A 17,866-nucleotide genomic window follows, 5' to 3' on the forward strand; every position below is an offset into this window, starting at 1 on the left:
TCCAAATTATAAATTTGCAAATAAATCAGTTGACAAATATCGCTCTGCTGTATCATTTAACATAGTTAAGACTTTTTTATTTGGATTTTCTAAAGCAATTTTTCTAGCCATATATACATTTGCTCCGCTTGAAATTCCTGCCATTATGCCATTTTTACCAAGCTCTAAGGCTGTATTTATAGCATCTTCATTGCTTACACAAACTATCTCATCTATAATTTTTTGATTTAAAATTTTAGGAATAAAATTTGCACCTATACCTTGAATTTTATGGCTTGCAGCGGTATTTTGACTCAAAAGTGGCGAAGATGCAGGTTCTAAAGCTATGATTTTGATTTTAGGATTGTGTTCTTTTAAAATTTCTCCTACCCCACTAATAGTCCCACCTGTGCCAAAACCTGCTAAAAAAATATCAAGATCAGGTAAAGCTTTTAAAATTTCTAAAGCAGTATTTTTTTTATGTGCGTTTTTGTTGTTGATATTTTCAAATTGACTTACCATAAACGAATTTGGAATTTCACTCAAAAGCTCATTAGCTCTATCAAGCGCTCCTTGCATACCTTTGCTTGCTTGAGTAAGCTCTAGCTTTGCACCAAAAAAACTCATCATTTTTCTACGCTCAATACTCATAGACTCAGGCATAGTTATGATAAGTTTAAGCTTTAAGCTTGCACAAATCATTGCTAAAGCTATGCCGGTATTTCCACTTGTGGCTTCTATAATGGTTGTTTCTTGATTAATCTTGCTTTCATTTAAAACTTGTTTTATCATCTCCACAGCCGCTCTATCTTTTATAGAATGACTTGGATTAAAATACTCACATTTAGCATAAAGATTTGGAGCAAATTCTTTTAAAGAAATAATCGGGGTATTACCTATACAATCTAAGATATTATTATAAACTGACATTGTTTTCCTTGTAATTTTTTAAAAACAATATCAAAAGAAAATTAATACTTAATCTATGAAGAAAAACGCAAAAGTTTTTTAACTTTTGCGCAAAGAATTATTTTTTAGCTTTTTTAGCAGTTTTAGCAGCAGCAACTGCATCTTTAAGGTTTTTACCTACTTTAAATTTAGCAACTTTAGTAGCAGGTACTTTGATAGTAGCACCAGTGCTTGGCACTCTAGCTTCTCTAGCAGCTCTTTCAGCTACAGAAAATGTACCAAAACCAATAAAACTAATGCTATCACCTTTAGCTAATACATCAGTAATAGTAGCGATTACTGCATCAGTAGCCGCAGTTGCATCTTTTTTAGTTAGCCCAGCAGTTTGAGCAACTTGAGAAATAAAATCTGCTTTAGTCATAAAAAGCTCCTTGATTAAAAATGATTGTTAAGTTTAACACATTTATCAAGCTTTTGCAAGAGGTTTTCATGCAAAAAAGCTTTTCTTAGCACTATTTATCTAAAATACCACTTGCTTTTATTTGCTCAATTAAAGGATTTAAATCATAATTTTTGATTTTTTCTTCCATGATTTTAAAATACTCATCCATATTTTCAGGCGTTAAAATATTTGTTTGGTTTTTAATAGCATCAAGTTGCATTGAATTCATATCTGTATTATAGTGAAATGGATCCTTGTAATTATTTAAATCATCCGCATAATCATAATTATCAAAACCATATATTTTAACATTGGTAAACTTATCAGTCTCCTCGATAAGCCACTTTATGGAATATTGAAAATTATAAAATAAAATATTGTTTTGGTTGGGATATTCATTTGATATATTTATCCTATAAGCTAATCTAGAATAAGTTGGAATTATAAGATAAAAATCAATCTGAGGATTACTTTTTATAACATTCAAAAGATATTCTTTGACATACTCTTTATTACTTTGATTATTGATAAGAGATTGAGTATGAAATTCTTTGACATTTAATATTGCTCTATAAAGCTCCTTAAGTTGTTTGTGACTGTTAGATAACTTCCAATTTCTGAAACCATATATATTTTTTTCAAGAACATAGTTATTATTTTGTTTTTTTATACCTATGCATTTTTTATCAGTTGACAATACCAATGCGCATCTCAAAAATTTATTTGATAAATAGATCTTGAAATCATTGTACGAATTATTATCATATAAAAATTCGTATCCTCTTGTTGATTTCAATATAGGATTAGATATTGCAAAAGAATCTATAGAAATAATTATCTGTTTTAAATTATTTTTTTTAAAATATAATTTAAAATAACGTTTCTTTCATGCAAGAAACTGCCAGGCAATGATAGATTTAACCATTTTCCTCCAAGTTTTTTTTGACTTTCGTTAGCAGAAGTATTACCCAACATAGAAGTACCTAGAATTATAGAATCAAAACTACTATGATCTATAATACCTTTTGCTTGAATTCTCATATCATCGTGATATGTTTTTTTTCTAAACCAAGGTTCATGATAAAGCTGTAATGGATCGTACACATAAAGCAAAACTCCCAAAAATAATACAAAAGGCAAAGGTATTAATAAAGAATAAATTACAAATTTTTTATATGATTTAAACATTTTTATCCTTAGAAATTAAAATAAATAAATTCAGTATAAGGAACTACTCCTAAAGTTATCAAAGCTACATATAAAAAAAGCATGACTAATAAAGAATTTATATAACTAGCTTTAAAATTTTTAAGTTTTTCTATGCTATTTCCAAAAAACAAACACAAAATAAATCCGATCAATAAAAATCCCACCATTTTATCATTGCCATCAATCTCTCTAAAAAGCCATCCTGCTTTAAATTTATATGGCAATTCCATCCAAGTTATACCAAACATAGCTTTTAAAAGATTTATAGCACCTTGAAGATTTTCGCTTCTAAAAAATATCCACGCAAGGTTAATAAAATTAAAAGTTACAAACCATGCAAATATTTTATAAATGATGCTTTCTTTAAATTTTGCATTTGGGGTTATAAATGAATATATTCTATGAAGTACCATAGCTAGTCCATGCAACACTCCCCATATCACAAAACCCCATCCAGCTCCATGCCATACTCCACTTACAAAAGCCACTATAAAAAGATTTCTTAAATTTATAATCTTAGAAACCCTATTACCACCCAAAGGTATATATAAATAATCTTTTAAAAATTTACCTAATGTTATATGCCATCTTCTCCAAAAATCACTTATATTTAATGCTTTATAAGGAGAGTTAAAATTAATAGGAAGTTTTATACTAAAAAATAAAGCTATACCTATAGCCATATCACAATAGCCACTAAAATCAAAATAAAGCTGAAAAGTATAAGATAAAGAAGTTGCCCAAGCTTCAAAAATATTTAAAGTACCTCCATTTTCAACTATCTTAAATCCTACATTAGCCCAAAGCGCAAAAGAATCAGCAATATATACTTTCTTAAATAAACCCATAGAAAATATAAATAATCCTTTAGCTATATTTTCCCAATTGATAAGAATAGAATTATTCCAAAGCATACTCTTAAATTGAGGCATCATTTCTTTATGATGTACTATTGGACCTGCTATAAGTTGAGGAAAAAATGTTATAAACAAAGCATAATCTAAAATATTTATTTTGTATGTATTTTCACTTTTTAAACTTTCTATATTTGTTCTTTTATAACAATCTACTAAAAAAGCAATTTGTTGAAAAGTAAAAAAAGATATAGCTAAAGGTAGTAATATATGCGGCAAAGGAATATTAAAATCTAGTTGGGCTATTTGAAAAAATACATTAAAATTTTCTAAAAGAAAATCAGTGTATTTAAAAAAAGCAAGTAAAGCTAAATTAAAAAACACACCACTATAAAATAACAATTTTACTTTTTTCTATTAAGTAAAATTAAATTTGCAAGATAAAAATTCACACCCATAGAAAGCAATAAAATCAAAACATATTCAACCTTCCAAAAAGCATAAAAAAATAAACTTGCTAAGACTAAAAATAATTTTGCGCTTTGAATATGATTAAATTTTTTAAGCATATAAAATATAATTAAAACTATAGGTAAAAATATAAATATAAATTCATAAGAACTAAAAACCATTTATACTCCTGAAAAATTTCTTGCTAAATTTATCACCACATCAGGCTTTAAATCTTTCATGCATTTGTGGTGTTTTAAAGGGCAGACCTTTTGCATACAAGGCATACAAGCTAGATCAAGATGAGCTATTTTAGCATTTTCTTGCCAAGGCGAGGTTTGACTAAATTTAGTCGAGCCAAAAACAGCCACCGTTTTTACCCCATAAGCTGCGCCTATATGCATAGGACCACTATCGTTTGTGATGAGCAAGTCAAGCATAGAAATATTTTTACATAAAGTATAAATACTAGTTTTACCACAAAGATTTTTTGCTTTTATGCCTTCTTTTAAAAGAAAACGCTCAATTTCATCACAAATTTCTCTCTCACTTTCTACTCCAAAGATTAAAATTTGACGCGTGGAGCTAAATTCTTTTGCTACCCTTGCAAAATAGATTGCTTCCCATCTTTTCGCACTTCCAAAATGTGCACCTGGGTTTATACCTAAAATTTTTTGAGTTGATTTTGCTTTTATAGGGAGTTTTAAAGCATTTGAAGTGGCTTTAAAATTTAAAGCTTTTTCTATGAAATTTAAGTATTTTAAAACTTGATGTTCTTCTTTTAGAATATTTTTATCAAAATAAAATCTTTTCTTTGCTTTGATTAGTTTTAAAATAATCTTGCTTGAAAATGCCGAGCGAAACGAAAAAGCTAGATCAAATTTACCAAGATTTTTTCTAGCTTGTAAAATTTGCCTATATCTTTGCTTTTTATTTTCTACTAAAATTTGAGCATTTTCAAAGCGTTTAAAAAGCTCTGTACTCACAAAAGAACCATAAAAAGTAAATTTAGCTTGGGGGTATTTTTCTTTTATAGCATAAATAGCCGCACTAGCCATCACAGCATCGCCAAGCCAAGTAGGAAGGTTGATAAAAATATTCATGATTTTCCTTAAAAATAAAAGCTATAATTATATCAAAAAATAAAGAGCTAAAATGAGTCAAATTTCTATCATATTACCAACTTATAATGTGGAAAAATATATAGCTAGAGCATTAGAAAGTTGTATAAACCAAACTTTTAAAGATATAGAAATCATTGTAGTAGATGATTGTAGTAATGATAAAAGTATAGTTATAGCTAAAGAATATGCTAGTAAAGATGATAGAATAAAAATCATACATAATGAAGAGAATTTAGGAACTTTTGCTAGTAGGAATATAGGTGTATTAAATTCAAGATCACCCTATATAATGTTTTTAGATCCTGATGATTATTTAGAGCTTAATGCTTGTAAACTTGGGCTTGAAAAAATTAAAAATGTAGATATGGTAGTGTTTGATGCGTATGTACATAGGGTGAAATTTAAGAAATTTTATAGATTTAAACAAGATGAGCTTTTTAATAAAGATGAATTTTTAAATTTCTTACTCAATCAAAAGCATTTTTGCTGGAGTGTTTGGGCAAAAGTATATAGGAAAAATTTGATTTTAAAAAGTTTTGAATATGTTGATTTTAAAGAAAGACTTTGCTATGGAGAGGATGTGCTTTTTAATTATATAAATTTTATGATTAGTGAGAGTTTTTTTATATCGAAAGAATGTATATACCGCTATGAATTTAATGAAAATGGTAGATATGAAAACAAAAATAAAGAAATTTTATGGCAAAATTACGAGCATAAAAAACAAAGTTTAAAATGCATTAAAAAATTAGCTAATATTTTTTCATATAAGCATTTTAATAAAAAAATATTAAAAGTTTTAGAACAAGAAATTTTAGGGTTAGAGAGTAGGATTTTAAATATACTCACTTTTTAACAACAAACTAGCCATTTTCAAATCATAATCCGTATCAATATCTATAGAATAAATAGACTCCATTTTATAAGCAAAACTATTTGGCATAAAAAAACCTTTATATTGCATAAATTCTTTTATTTTTGCTATATAAATAGCACCATTAAGTCTGTAATATTTTTCTAAATCCTGTGAGCGTAAATTTTTAATCTCTGAAGACAAAAATAAATCCATAGCACCATTTTCTGGTATGGTATTGCTCCAAAGAGGAGAGTGTTCACACTCACAAACGCTAATTACAGAATTAGCTTTTTTCTTAAAAAATAAATCCAATGCCTCATCAATATGTTTATTATTTCTCAAAGGACTTGTAGGTTGTAACAAAACAATATATTTAAAACTTATATTTTTATTAGCATAAAAATCAATAATATTTTTTATAACATCAAAAGAAGATGATGTATCATCTGATAAAGATCTATCTCTTAAATAAGGCACTTGCGCTCCATATTGCATTGCTATCTTTGCATATTCTTGAGAATCTGTGCTAACTATAACATTTTTTATATATTTAGACTTTAAAGCAGCTTCAATACTCCATGCAATTAAAGGTTTGTTTTTTAAAATTTTAATGTTTTTGTGAACAAGACGCTTACTTCCACTACGCGCGGGAATGATAGCCAAAATCTTATTTAAATCATTCTCAATTATTTGCATCAATAATCGCCTTTTCGTATTCTTCAAGCCTTCCTATATCAATCCAATAATCTTGCAATATATAAGAATTTATTTTTATTTTTTTATCTAACAATCGCTTAATCAAATTAGGCATATCCAAATACACATCTTTTTTGATATACTTTAAAACTTCTGGTTCTAATACATAAATTCCAGCACTAACTAAAAATTTCTGCATAGGCTTTTCTTCTATATCTTTTATATCATTGTTAGAAATTTTCACAACACCATAAGGAATTTGATACTCAAATTCTCTAAGTACCACACTCATCATCGCTTTACTTTTTTTATGCTCTTGAACAAGTTGATCAAAATCAAGCTTAGTTAAAATATCTCCATTCATAACAATAAATGATTTTTTCATATCTTTTATCAAAGACAAAGCTCCAGCAGTACCAAGTTTTTGTTTTTCTTTAACATAAGAAATTTCAACACCTAAACTTTTACCTTCTTGAAAATAATCACAAATAACTTCTTTTTTATAATTTACACAAAATATAAATTTTTTAAAACCTTGCTCTTTGAAATTTAAAACAATATTTTCAAGTATTGGTTTTTTACCTATTTTTAACATAGGTTTTGGAGTATTTTTAGTAAGTTCACCCAATCTACTTCCAAGACCTCCAACCATTAGAACTACTTCATTTTCAAAACTTTTTCTTTAAGAATTGAAGCAATAGATTTTATAGCTATAACTTCATTTTCACTATTTAAGACGGGAAAATCATAAATATCAGTTTGACTAGCTAATTTTAAAAGCTCTTCTTTGCTTATATTTTCTTTAATAGTTAGCGAATTCTTAGTATAAATTGTTTCTATACTATCTTCAAGCTTTTTACCATTTAATAAAGCCCTTCTAATGTTAGAATCACTAATTACACCTAAAAATTTATCATTTTCTACCACTAAAGCTATTCTAACACGCTCGCTACCTATAATTTTTAAAGCTTCTTGAATACTTGCATTTTTAGTAAGTTTTAATTTTTCAATACTCATTGCATATCCACAAATTTTTTATATAAAATTTTTTCCAAAGAAATATTTTTTAAAATATCCTTTATCATTAGACTTGTATTTTTACCTTCACATTCAAAAGGATTAATGAAATTTTTAGCTTATTTTGATATTCTTTAGTATTAGCATGCAAAAACGCTTGTTTTAAATGATAAATATCACAATTTATAATATTATCGGCCAAAATTCTTCCTTCTTGCCTGTTGCCTATATTGATACAAGGAATTCTTAAAAAAGGACTTTCGCAAATTCCACTAGAGCTATTTCCTATAAGCATATTTGCTATCTTCATTAAACTTAAGTATCTTTTAGAGCCCAAATTATCAAATAACTTTGCCTTATGAGATTGTTTTATACAATACTCATTTAAAAGCTCATTAATATATAAACCATTCTCATCAGCATTTGCTTTCGTAAAAATTAAAGTAGAATTTTCCAAACTATCTAAAAATTCAAGCAATAATTTTATTTCTTTTTTAACGCTTGATTTTTGTATCGTTTGAGGATGATAAGTTATTAAATATATATTTTCAGTAAATATAAAATTCAATTCTTTTTGCAAATCTTCCTTACTTAGAAAAATCATATTCTTGATATTTTCTCCACCTAAAGAACCTACATTAAAAACTCTATCTTCACTTTCTCCAAGTTGCAAAATTCTATTTGCATAAGTTTGAGTACTAACAAAATGCAAATGCGCCATTTTACTAATAGCATGCCTAATGCTATCATCAATAGCTCCCAAAGTAAGCTCTCCTCCGCAAAGATGTGCTAAGGGAATTTGCATAAGCAAACAAGTACTAGCGCAAGAGAGCATTTCATATCTATCGCCCAATATCACTACAATATCAGGTTTTAATTCTTCAAAAGCTTCGCAAAGTGAAATTTGCAAAAGCCCCATACTTTTACAAATACCTACACTATTATTACCATTAAGCAAAATGGGAATTTTTTTATCTATTTTAAATTCCTTTTCAATTTCTTGATAAGTAAAACCAAAATCTTGACTTAAATGAGCTGCTGTAACAATAAGCTGCAAAGTTAATTCATTATCTTGTTTGATGTATTTGCATAAATTTCTTAACAAATACCACTCAGCTCTAGTGCCACTAATAATACAAATTTTTCTATTCATCAATTAACTCATCTTCAGCATATTCTCTACTAGCAATTTTACCTAAATATTTATCATATTCCATAGCACAAATTCCATCCCCTGGTCGCTTTGTAGTAAGGTTTTCTTCGCTAAAACATTCGCCTTTTTTTATAGCTTTTTTAGCCACAAGAGACTTTCTAGCAATGACTTTATTTTTGCTTTCGCTTTTACTTGGAATTTTAATACCATCTCCAAAAGCTTGTTCTAACTCTCTTATAGATTTAATCATAGCTTTTAATTCTTCAGGTTCTAAGGATGCTTGATGATCAGGTCCTTGCATACTTTTATCTAAAGTAAAATGTTTTTCTATCACGCAAGCCCCCATAGCTACAGCTGCTATAGGTATAGTTATACCCAAAGTGTGATCAGAATATCCCACAGGCAAGCAAAAAGCTTTTTTTAAGGTTTGCATAGCCCTTAAATTTACATCTTCAAAAGGCGTAGGGTATTCAGTGTTACAATGTAAAATGATGATTTTATCTCTTTGGGTTCCATTTTGCACCAAAATATCTAAAACTTTTTCAATCTCACCTAAAGTAGCCATTCCAGTTGATAAGATGATATTTTTATTAAAACTAGCAATTTTTTTTAAGTAAGGAAGGTTGGTTAATTCTCCGCTTGGAATTTTAAAAATTTCTATATCAAACTTTACAAGCAAATCAATACTTTCTAAGTCAAAAGCAGTAGAAAGAAATTTAATATTAAATTTTTTTACAATGTTCTATTAAAATTTCATGATCTTGTTTAGAAAGTTCTAATTTTTTAACCATATCAAGCTGGCTTTGATTTTCATCAGTAGTTTGGAGTTGATACTCTGCTTTTTTAGCATTTTTGCTTATACAATTTTTAGCTACAAAAGTTTGAAATTTCACAAAATCAGCCCCAGCTTCACTAGCTACTTCTATAAGCCTTTTGGCTAAATTTATATCGCCATTATGATTAACTCCAGCTTCTGCTATGATTAAGGTTTTATTGTATTTCATTTTTTAATTTATATTCTCCAAATTCGTTCTTATAAAATAACTCTTTATTATAATGCTTTTCTACTATACTCCAAAATTTAGATTTTGAAATACCTAAAAAATCACAAAAATCTTCTATACATTTATTATCCAAATTATGATCTTTTTGTTTTACAATTTTTACGGCTTCATCTCTGCTTAAAAGTCCATATCTTATAAATCTAGCCGCATAATCACTAGCCATGGCATGGCCAAATTTTGGGTATTTCATCCATGGATGAATTAAATAAGCAATACTATCAACTTGATCAAAATTTTCAGCACAATGTTTCCTGTCCCATTCTCCATTTAAATCACTAAAGCCTCTATTTTTAGCAAAAACATAATTAGAATAAGAATTCCACTTAACAAAATAACTCAAGTATATAGGATGAAGATTACCTATATCGTCTTTTTGTGGATCAAAAAACAATTGCAAATTCTCTTCCTTTATTTCATCATCTATAAATTCATTAATATCCAAATCACTCGCTACCCCATTTAAAAAAATACCACTTGCATCAGGAGTTTCGACGTTGTCATTCCCGCCATATTCATATGAAATATTTTCTCCATAGACAAGCAAAGGTGTGTTAAATTTCAAAGCCATAGCAAAAAGGGTAAGAGTAGATTAATCTATCTATAAACCAGGTAGGTTTTCCATACTTTTCAAAGGTTTTCAGCATAACTTTTTTTTGAGTTTTTATATCAGGTTTTAAACTTATAAGATGACAACCAAATTCTTCAGAAATATTTTTTAAATTTTTCTTCCCAGCTTCAGTCATAGTAAAATTATCTTCTACGCTAAATAAAATAGGATTCATTCCTAGTTTCTCTTTCATAATATGTACTTGAAAATGAGAATCTTTACCCCCACTTACCGCAATAGCACAATCATACTCACACTTACCATTCATTCTTCTATATTTATCACAAAGTTTTTCTAATTCTTTAAATCTAGCTTCATAATCAATATTTTCTTTATTTTGATGATTTACACAAGCTGAACAAATATTTTTTCCATTTTTATCTTTACTAAATTTTATTCCTGGTCTCGTATCTGGCATCACACAATAATCACAATATTTCATCGTTATACTCCTTTCATATATACTATACTATTTTCATCTAAAATACTACCATGTTTTAAATGAGTATTTGACCCTAAAAAACTATGCTGCTTTATCAAACAACCCCCATTAACAACACTAGCTGTACTAATATGACAAAAATTTTCAATTATAACATCATGTTCAACCAATGCCTTTGAATTTATTATACAACCTTTACCTACCTTGACATTTGTATTTACCAAGGCATGATGCATTATTATACTTGCCTCATCAATAAAAGATCTTTTTGACACATGAGCAAGCGGCGAAATAATAGTTGGCAATCTAAAACCTATAGTTTTCAACTTATCATAAATTTGCACTCTTGGCAATGAAGTTTTAATTTGTCCAATACCAATTAAGGCATATTTATATTCTTTAAATAATTTTTTTAAATCATCATCATTCCCAAGCAATGGATAATACGCACTTTCTATACCATTATCCACAAAACCAGCAATTTCAAATTTACCCTCAAGCTCTATAACTTCCATACACGCTCTTGCATGTCCTCCAGCTCCAATAATGATTATTTTTTCTTTCACAAAAATCCTAAATATTATAAATATCACTTTTATATTTTTTTAAATTTAAAGGATTACTAAACCATTCTATAGTTTGACTTAAGCCTTTTTCTATATCATATTGTGGTGAAAAGTTAGTAAGGTTTTTGATCTTGCTATTGTCACACCATAGCCTAAATACTTCACTATTTTCAGGCCTTATGCGTTCATTTTCTGTGATAAATTCTACATTTGATTTCATAAGTTTTTTAATGAGTTCTAAAGTATCTTTTATGCTTATTTCATAATTTGATCCTATATTTACCACTTCACCTATAGCCTTTTGACATTTAGCTAACTCTAAAAACCCTAAACAAGTATCTTTTACATAATTAAAATCTCTAGTAGGACTTACATCTCCAAGCTTTATTTGCTTAGCTCCATTTGCAATTTGAGTGATGATAGTTGGAATCACCGCTCTTGCACTTTGCCTTGGGCCATAGGTATTAAAAGGTCTTGCTATGGTCAGTGGGAGATTGAAAGCATTATAAAAACTCATTGCCATAGCATCAGCACCTATTTTACTTGCTGAATATGGACTTTGTGCTTGCAAAGGATGTTTTTCATCAATAGGCACATACAAAGCCGTACCATAAACCTCACTTGTACTTGTGTGAATAATACGCTTTACATTATTTTCTAATGCACTTTGACAGATATTTAAAGTACCTTTTATATTAACATCTACATAACTATCTGGAGCAACATAAGAAAAAGGTATGGCTATTAAAGCTGCTAAATGAAAGATAATTTCTACATCTTTAGTGATGTTTTTGCAAAAATGTGGATCTCTAATATCTCCACAAACTACTTCAATATCATTTAAACACTCTATATCTTCAAGCCAACCCCAATAATTAAAAGAATTATACTGACTCAAAGCTTTGATTTTATAACCATAAAATAGAGAGGTTTTATCCTTACTTTCTTTATAAAGCATTTCAACTAAATGTGAACCTATAAAACCATCTGCACCTGTGATTAATATATTTTTTTCATAAATTAAATCTCATCTATAAAATTTACTTGATAAATAATGCTTTAATGCTCTAGGTGTTCTTAAGAATCCATAAAAAAGATTTATAAAAGGATTTGCTTCTAAATATATTCTTTTATATCTATTACGCAAATTTTTATTTGGCATTAATCTTGTTTTTATCGAATTTTGGCTTTTAGTTTCGATCTCTAATGTTTTTGAAGGATTTTGCACATCATGAAGTAATATATACTTATTAATACTACTATCTGGACATACTGAAAATATCTTAGCATTGTATACATCTCTTAAAAAATTCAAGATTTCTATATCATAATTTGCATGATGCAAACAACACTCATCAATATTTCTTCCGTCAGCATAACTATATATTTCATCACAAAAATCCATTCCAGCTATATAAATCTCCTTATATCCACAAGCAACGGCACACGCTATGGCGTAAGTACCTGTCAACATCTCAATCCTACTTCCTAAATAACATGCATCAAAATCAACTTTAGCACTTAACTCCTTAAGTTTGTAAAAAAAATTATCATAACCGTTTAAAGCCGATGGAAAAAAAATTTAAAATTTTCTTGAAATATTTTTTCTTTCCTGCTAGCAAAATTATACATTTTACATACTATATTTTCAATCTGATATTCATTATTTTTTACCATTTCATGCGAAGTAAAGTACTCATCAAAGAAAAAATCCACAGTATGAAAAATAGCTTTAATTTTTTTGCCTGTATAATATTTATCTTCCGTATAAAATTGATTACTCCTAAAAACATCATATTCACTTGGTAACCTTGCATAATCAATTTTTTTAAGCTAGGTCCATTTCCAGCAACCAAAACTGCATTCTTCAAAGCACCACCTTTCAGTCTAATTTGCATATTAATATCATATCATACCAAAACAAATATCGCAATAATTATATCCATCCATAGCATTTTAGCACTTTTTATTATCTTTATTTAAAGTAAATTATAATAGAGTTTTACAATTTAAAGCTAAATGTGGCGAGGTAGCATATAGTCTAACCATTTAGTTATTTCTTGATTAAATTCTTTAAAATCTACAAGTAATAAATCATTACAATAATTATAGTAAATCTTCTTTTAAAGCTCTATTAAATCTTTCATTATGAGTATTCATTCTAGGATTTTTTGGGTAAGTATAATAATGAGCGATATTAAGTTCTTTAATTAATATTTATAGTCTTTTTTTAAATTCGCAGCCATTATCTGTAAGTATGAAAATTCTTTTATGAATATTATTAATCTCCAAAGATAACAATAAAACTTTTAAATATATACTAGTATATTTTGTTTTTTAGAAGGTAAAACCACAACATAAGCAATTCTTGTATCTAAATCTATACATAGTGAGCAATATCTTCCTATTTTTGTTATTGACATATCCTATAATATCCATTGCTCAAATCTTCATATGAGTTGTTTTAAAATTTTTTGTTTTTCTGTAATAGTTAACTCTTGTAGATATTATTATAATTTATCTTTAGAAATGATTCTTGCCATAGTAGAAACACTAGAAAATTTTGACTTTATTTCTTTAAAAAAGTTTTAATAAATAACATAACCTTTCCTTACCTAAATTTTGATAAATACTCCTAAGTTAGCTTTATCAATCAATATTCTTTGGATTAATATAATGAAAGATACTGGTTTTATAGCTAAGAAGGTGTTAAATGCATTTAAACTTATCTAGTTAAAAATAAATTTTTATTAAATATATTATAATTTTATAATATAAATTTTTATACTAAAAATTATGTCATATAAAGCATACTAATGGTGCAAAAGTTAATTTTAAAAATATTTACATACTGATATCATTTCTTTGTTATAATGTATTTAATTACTATAAATTTAAACACAACAACAAGCAAAGGCGTGATAAAATGTTGGATTTTGTTTTTACAAAAAGTTTTTTTTATATACTAAGTGTAAATATTATTTTATTTTCTTTGGTATATTTATCAAAATAGGTTTATTCTGATTTAAGAACATTTTCTAAAAAAATATCTCAAGTTTTTAGACATAATTTTAGTGTATTTTATATAGTATTTTTTATTATCAATTTTTTCCAGAATCTATAAGGTTAATATTAGATTCAACTTTAATTTGTTTATTTTTTACCGTAGGCATTGTAAATATTTTTTTGTATCATAAATTTAATTCTTTTTTAAATTCATCATTTTTAGAAACTGTATCATTTACCACACTTTCCGAATCAAAAGAATTTTTATTAAGCTATTTTGATTTAAAAACAATAACTATTCTATCTATCTTTATACTATTTTCATTTACATTTTTTCTAATTCCCTATAATACCTTATTTTTAATTTCAGATAAATTTCATGTTTTATATATTTTTAAAATCTTACTTTTCATTTTTTGTTTTATTTCAATATACAGAAAACCTCATAAATACTTTATTGATGATTTTTTATTATATAGTTGGTTTGATGCTATAAAAAATCTTAAAAAAAATATCAATGAATACACAATAGAACTTAATAATTTAAAAAGTGAACTAAATAAAGAAATAAAAAATTACAATATAACAAAGACAAAAGACATTGAGATATCAAAAATTGTTATAATAATGGGCGAATCAACTCAAAGAAATTATATGAGTCTTTATAATTATAGTTTAGAAACAACTCCAAACTTAAATCAACTAAAAATGCAAGGAAATCTTTTTGAATTTAAAGATGTTATTGCTCCTCACTCTCACACCAACCAAGCAATTTCTAAAATTTTTACTTTTTCTAACTATGAAAATCAATCAACACCTTGGTTTAAACAGAAAAATATTGTAAACATCATGAAAGCAGCTGGATATTATACCTACTGGATAAGCAATCAAGAATCAGTTTCCACTCCTGGCAATGCTCCAGAAGCTTTAGCGAGACTATCAAACAAAACAATATTTTTAGATAAAATTTTTACAGGTATATCATTATCAAGAGATGAGCAAATTATAAAAGAGTTAAAACAAATACCTCCCAAAGAAAAAGAATTTTATATTTTACATCTACAAGGTACCCATATGGACTATAGCAGGCGTTATTCTAATAAATTTAAAAAATTCAATATAAATGATCTTAAAAATAATAATTTAGATCATCTAAATAAGAATAAAAAATTGACTACTAAACAAGCTAAAATAAAATCACATTACTTAAATGCCATTTATTACAATGATTATATTATCAATGAGATTATCAACCATTTTAAAAATGAAGAAACAATTATATTTTATCTTAGTGACCACGGAGATGAAGTATATGATTTTAGAGATTTTTTTGGGCACACAGAAACCATAGGTTCAAGATATATGGCTGAAATACCGTTTATAATCTACCTTAGTGACAAATTAAAACAAAAATATCCAAATATTATATCACAGATAAAGAAAGCTCAAAATCTACCTTTTATGAGTGATGATTTTTTACATGCTTTCTTGGATATAATAGGGTTAACTATAAATGACTTTCAAAAAGATCGTAGTTTGTTCAGCAATAATTTTAATAAAGAAAGAGTTAGAATATTTGCAAATAAAAATTATGATGAAGAGCTTAAACTACACAATAATTTAGAAAAAAATAAATATTTTTTTAAATCTCCAAGTAAGATTTGGCTACATAGAACCAATGAGCTAAAAAAATCTTAGATTTTGAAAAGAAATATCAAGGATTTGAGGTAGATGTTCATTATTTTAGCAAAGAAAAATATTTTGATGTAGGACATGATGGCGAAAAAGACTCAATAGGTTTAAACTTAAAAGATATGTTAATAGTTGCTTTAAAAAGAGATAAAAAAACAATACCTCTGCAAACTAAATTTTGGATTGATTTTAAAAATCTTAATACAAATAATGCGCACGAATCTTTATTGGTGCTTTTAAACATTTGCAAAGAAACGGGATTCAATAAAAAAAATTTAATAATAGAAAGTTCAAACTACACCTTATTGAATATATTCAAAAATAAAGGATTTTATACAAGCTATTACTTGTTAAATATAGAAAATATGGAATTAACAGAAGAATTAAAAAACAAAATTCAAGAAGCAATTAATAGTCAAAATTTTAACGCTATTAGTTTTCCATATAGAGAAAATATATACCACTTTATAAAAGAGTCAAAATTTAAAATAAATAATCAAGATATAGAAATATTAACTTGGAATGAAAGCAAAGATTTGCTTTATAACATGAGCATAAAAGCTTTTTTTGATCCTCAAGTTAAAATTATACTTAGCGGAGAAAAAGGAATTTATAGATAAAATATTGTATATTTTAGGTAATAATATCTTACTCTTCTAGAAAATGAATGTGTTGTAAAAATTTATACAAAATAGACTTATCTTTTTAAGTTAACTTTATTATGCACTCTAATAACTTCAGTTAAATTATAAACACTTTGAAATATGACCAATTGTAATCATTTTTGTATAATACAAAAGACATACTGAATAAATAAAATTAGATAAATAATATGTTTTCATATTTGTGAATTTAACTCTAACAAAACAAATCTCTTAGTATAGTCAAACAATAGAATGGTAAATTATAAAAATATCACTAGTGCTTTAACTGTTTTCTTTTTACAAGGAAGTAAAATTTTGTTTTTGATTTGCAAAATAAAACGTCATATATATTAATGCTAATAAATTTTTATCTTTACCTTAAAAAGCTACGTATTCTATATTCTATTTTCACACTTATAACCAACATGCTGTATCAGTATATTTACCTTCTATAAAAATAATTTCAACAAAGCGTATCATAAATCTCTAAGAATAAAAAAATCAATTTTAATCTAAAACTATTGTCTGTTAAATACGACTTATTGTGAGTAAATTTTAAATCCTTAGACATTATCTCAACATCTTTTACCATTCCTGTTTTTAATTAAATTGAGCCAGTCTTGAATAATTCTTTCTTTTGAATTTTTTTCTGCAATTAGTTTTTTACCATAAAATCCCATTTCACTTCTAAGCTCTTTATTGCACATTAAAATTTGCAATTTATCTTCGAATTCTTTTAAATCTCCATCTTTAATTAAAAATCCATTTTTTCATTTTCTGTAATATCACTTGGAACTGCATTAATATCAAATGCTATACATGGAAGTGCATAGATTGTTGCCTCCAATAATGCTATCCCAAACCCCTCTTGAGTAGCTTGTCATTACATAAACACTAACACTTGAACCCTCTTTTGATGTTTTTTGTATAAGGCTTATAAACCACACAAGAAGTTAGATTTTTATTTTCAATTTTATTTTTTAGTTCTTGCTTTTCTTTTTCACCAACTTCTCCTACTATACAAAGTTTCCATATGTGATTTTTTGGATTTTGCTGTATTTTTTTCCAAATATCAAGAAGTCTAAAACACCTTTTTCACAAGAGATGGTGCCTACGCTCAAAACGACTTTCTGTGAATGATTTGTCTGTTTAGAAT

General features: G+C 26.8%; 12 protein-coding genes and 6 pseudogenes. 3 read left to right on the forward strand and 15 right to left on the reverse strand.

Annotation, left to right across the window (positions count from 1 at the left end):
- Window positions 1-6: 6 nt before the first annotated feature.
- From cysK to waaF, 6 genes and pseudogenes are all read right to left on the reverse strand, one after another.
- Entirely contained in the window at window positions 7-909 is a 903-nt protein-coding gene (gene cysK / locus CD56_RS06335; protein WP_047208538.1) for a cysteine synthase A, read from the reverse strand.
- 97 nt (window positions 910-1,006) lie between these two features.
- The gene (locus tag CD56_RS06340) at window positions 1,007-1,309 is read right to left on the reverse strand and encodes an HU family DNA-binding protein (RefSeq protein ID WP_039619003.1); all 303 of its coding nucleotides are present in this window, start codon (window positions 1,307-1,309) and stop codon (window positions 1,007-1,009) included.
- A gap of 91 nt (window positions 1,310-1,400) precedes the next feature.
- Window positions 1,401-2,027, reverse strand: coding sequence for a hypothetical protein (locus CD56_RS08115; RefSeq protein ID WP_144411996.1), 627 nt, complete (start codon window positions 2,025-2,027; stop codon window positions 1,401-1,403).
- 146 nt (window positions 2,028-2,173) lie between these two features.
- Window positions 2,174-2,518 (reverse strand): hypothetical protein, encoded by a 345-nt coding sequence (locus CD56_RS08120; RefSeq protein WP_052768387.1) that lies wholly within the window; start codon window positions 2,516-2,518, stop codon window positions 2,174-2,176.
- Between the two features lie 8 nt (window positions 2,519-2,526).
- Window positions 2,527-4,025 (reverse strand): annotated as a pseudogene (locus CD56_RS06350) (MBOAT family O-acyltransferase).
- Complete coding sequence (waaF, locus tag CD56_RS06355; protein WP_047208539.1) at window positions 4,026-4,946, reverse strand: lipopolysaccharide heptosyltransferase II; 921 nt, start codon at window positions 4,944-4,946, stop codon at window positions 4,026-4,028.
- Between the two features lie 52 nt (window positions 4,947-4,998).
- Between waaF and CD56_RS06360 the strand changes: the two genes are divergently transcribed.
- The gene (locus tag CD56_RS06360) at window positions 4,999-5,823 is read left to right on the forward strand and encodes a glycosyltransferase family 2 protein (RefSeq protein WP_047208540.1); all 825 of its coding nucleotides are present in this window, start codon (window positions 4,999-5,001) and stop codon (window positions 5,821-5,823) included.
- Here the strand turns inward: CD56_RS06360 and CD56_RS06365 are convergent.
- From CD56_RS06365 to CD56_RS08375, 8 genes and pseudogenes are all read right to left on the reverse strand, one after another.
- Window positions 5,803-6,519 carry an acylneuraminate cytidylyltransferase family protein gene (locus tag CD56_RS06365; RefSeq protein ID WP_047208541.1) on the reverse strand — a complete coding sequence of 239 codons (717 nt, stop codon included), beginning with the start codon at window positions 6,517-6,519 and terminating at the stop codon, window positions 5,803-5,805. The genes CD56_RS06360 and CD56_RS06365 overlap by 21 nt on opposite strands.
- Window positions 6,506-7,536 (reverse strand): annotated as a pseudogene (locus tag CD56_RS06370) (nucleotidyltransferase family protein). The gene CD56_RS06365 and the pseudogene CD56_RS06370 overlap by 14 nt, the downstream one beginning before the upstream one ends.
- Window positions 7,533-8,692, reverse strand: a pseudogene (neuC, locus tag CD56_RS06375) (UDP-N-acetylglucosamine 2-epimerase). The pseudogenes CD56_RS06370 and neuC overlap by 4 nt, the downstream one beginning before the upstream one ends.
- Window positions 8,682-9,693: pseudogene (gene neuB, locus CD56_RS06380) on the reverse strand (N-acetylneuraminate synthase). Before neuB ends, neuC begins: the two co-directional pseudogenes overlap by 11 nt.
- Window positions 9,680-10,802, reverse strand: a pseudogene (locus tag CD56_RS06385) (N-acetyl sugar amidotransferase). The pseudogenes neuB and CD56_RS06385 overlap by 14 nt, the downstream one beginning before the upstream one ends.
- 2 nt (window positions 10,803-10,804) lie before the next feature.
- On the reverse strand, window positions 10,805-11,368 hold the full coding sequence (locus CD56_RS06390; protein WP_047208542.1) for a PglD-related sugar-binding protein: 564 nt from the start codon (window positions 11,366-11,368) through the stop codon (window positions 10,805-10,807).
- Between the two features lie 7 nt (window positions 11,369-11,375).
- On the reverse strand, window positions 11,376-12,389 hold the full coding sequence (locus CD56_RS06395; protein WP_080956340.1) for an NAD-dependent 4,6-dehydratase LegB: 1,014 nt from the start codon (window positions 12,387-12,389) through the stop codon (window positions 11,376-11,378).
- A gap of 6 nt (window positions 12,390-12,395) precedes the next feature.
- Window positions 12,396-13,192 (reverse strand): annotated as a pseudogene (locus tag CD56_RS08375) (alpha-2,3-sialyltransferase).
- 1,362 nt (window positions 13,193-14,554) lie between these two features.
- Between CD56_RS08375 and CD56_RS06405 the strand changes: the two are divergent.
- Both CD56_RS06405 and CD56_RS08385 read left to right on the forward strand, forming a co-directional pair.
- Window positions 14,555-16,072 carry a phosphoethanolamine transferase gene (locus tag CD56_RS06405; protein ID WP_047208544.1) on the forward strand — a complete coding sequence of 506 codons (1,518 nt, stop codon included), beginning with the start codon at window positions 14,555-14,557 and terminating at the stop codon, window positions 16,070-16,072.
- A gap of 116 nt (window positions 16,073-16,188) precedes the next feature.
- Window positions 16,189-16,686 carry a hypothetical protein gene (locus tag CD56_RS08385; protein WP_200897085.1) on the forward strand — a complete coding sequence of 166 codons (498 nt, stop codon included), beginning with the start codon at window positions 16,189-16,191 and terminating at the stop codon, window positions 16,684-16,686.
- Between the two features lie 778 nt (window positions 16,687-17,464).
- On the opposite strand, the gene CD56_RS08475 is transcribed toward CD56_RS08385, so the two are convergent.
- Complete coding sequence (locus CD56_RS08475) at window positions 17,465-17,557, reverse strand: glycosyltransferase family 4 protein (RefSeq protein ID WP_141071507.1); 93 nt, start codon at window positions 17,555-17,557, stop codon at window positions 17,465-17,467.
- Window positions 17,558-17,866 lie beyond the last annotated feature (309 nt).

The sequence above is a fragment of the Campylobacter lari genome (genome assembly GCF_001017575.1).
GTDB lineage: Bacteria > Campylobacterota > Campylobacteria > Campylobacterales > Campylobacteraceae > Campylobacter_D > Campylobacter_D lari_C.

Bases quoted from the DNA above. Each gene is read 5' to 3' on its own strand.
- cysK (WP_047208538.1), bottom strand. From the start codon at position 909: ATGTCAGTTTATAATAATATCTTAGATTGTATAGGTAATACCCCGATT.
- CD56_RS06340 (WP_039619003.1), bottom strand. From the start codon at position 1,309: ATGACTAAAGCAGATTTTATTTCTCAAGTTGCTCAAACTGCTGGGCTA.
- CD56_RS08120 (WP_052768387.1), bottom strand. From the start codon at position 2,518: ATGTTTAAATCATATAAAAAATTTGTAATTTATTCTTTATTAATACCT.
- waaF (WP_047208539.1), bottom strand. From the start codon at position 4,946: ATGAATATTTTTATCAACCTTCCTACTTGGCTTGGCGATGCTGTGATG.
- CD56_RS06360 (WP_047208540.1), top strand. From the start codon at position 4,999: ATGAGTCAAATTTCTATCATATTACCAACTTATAATGTGGAAAAATAT.
- CD56_RS06365 (WP_047208541.1), bottom strand. From the start codon at position 6,519: ATGCAAATAATTGAGAATGATTTAAATAAGATTTTGGCTATCATTCCC.
- CD56_RS08385 (WP_200897085.1), top strand. From the start codon at position 16,189: ATGTTAATAGTTGCTTTAAAAAGAGATAAAAAAACAATACCTCTGCAA.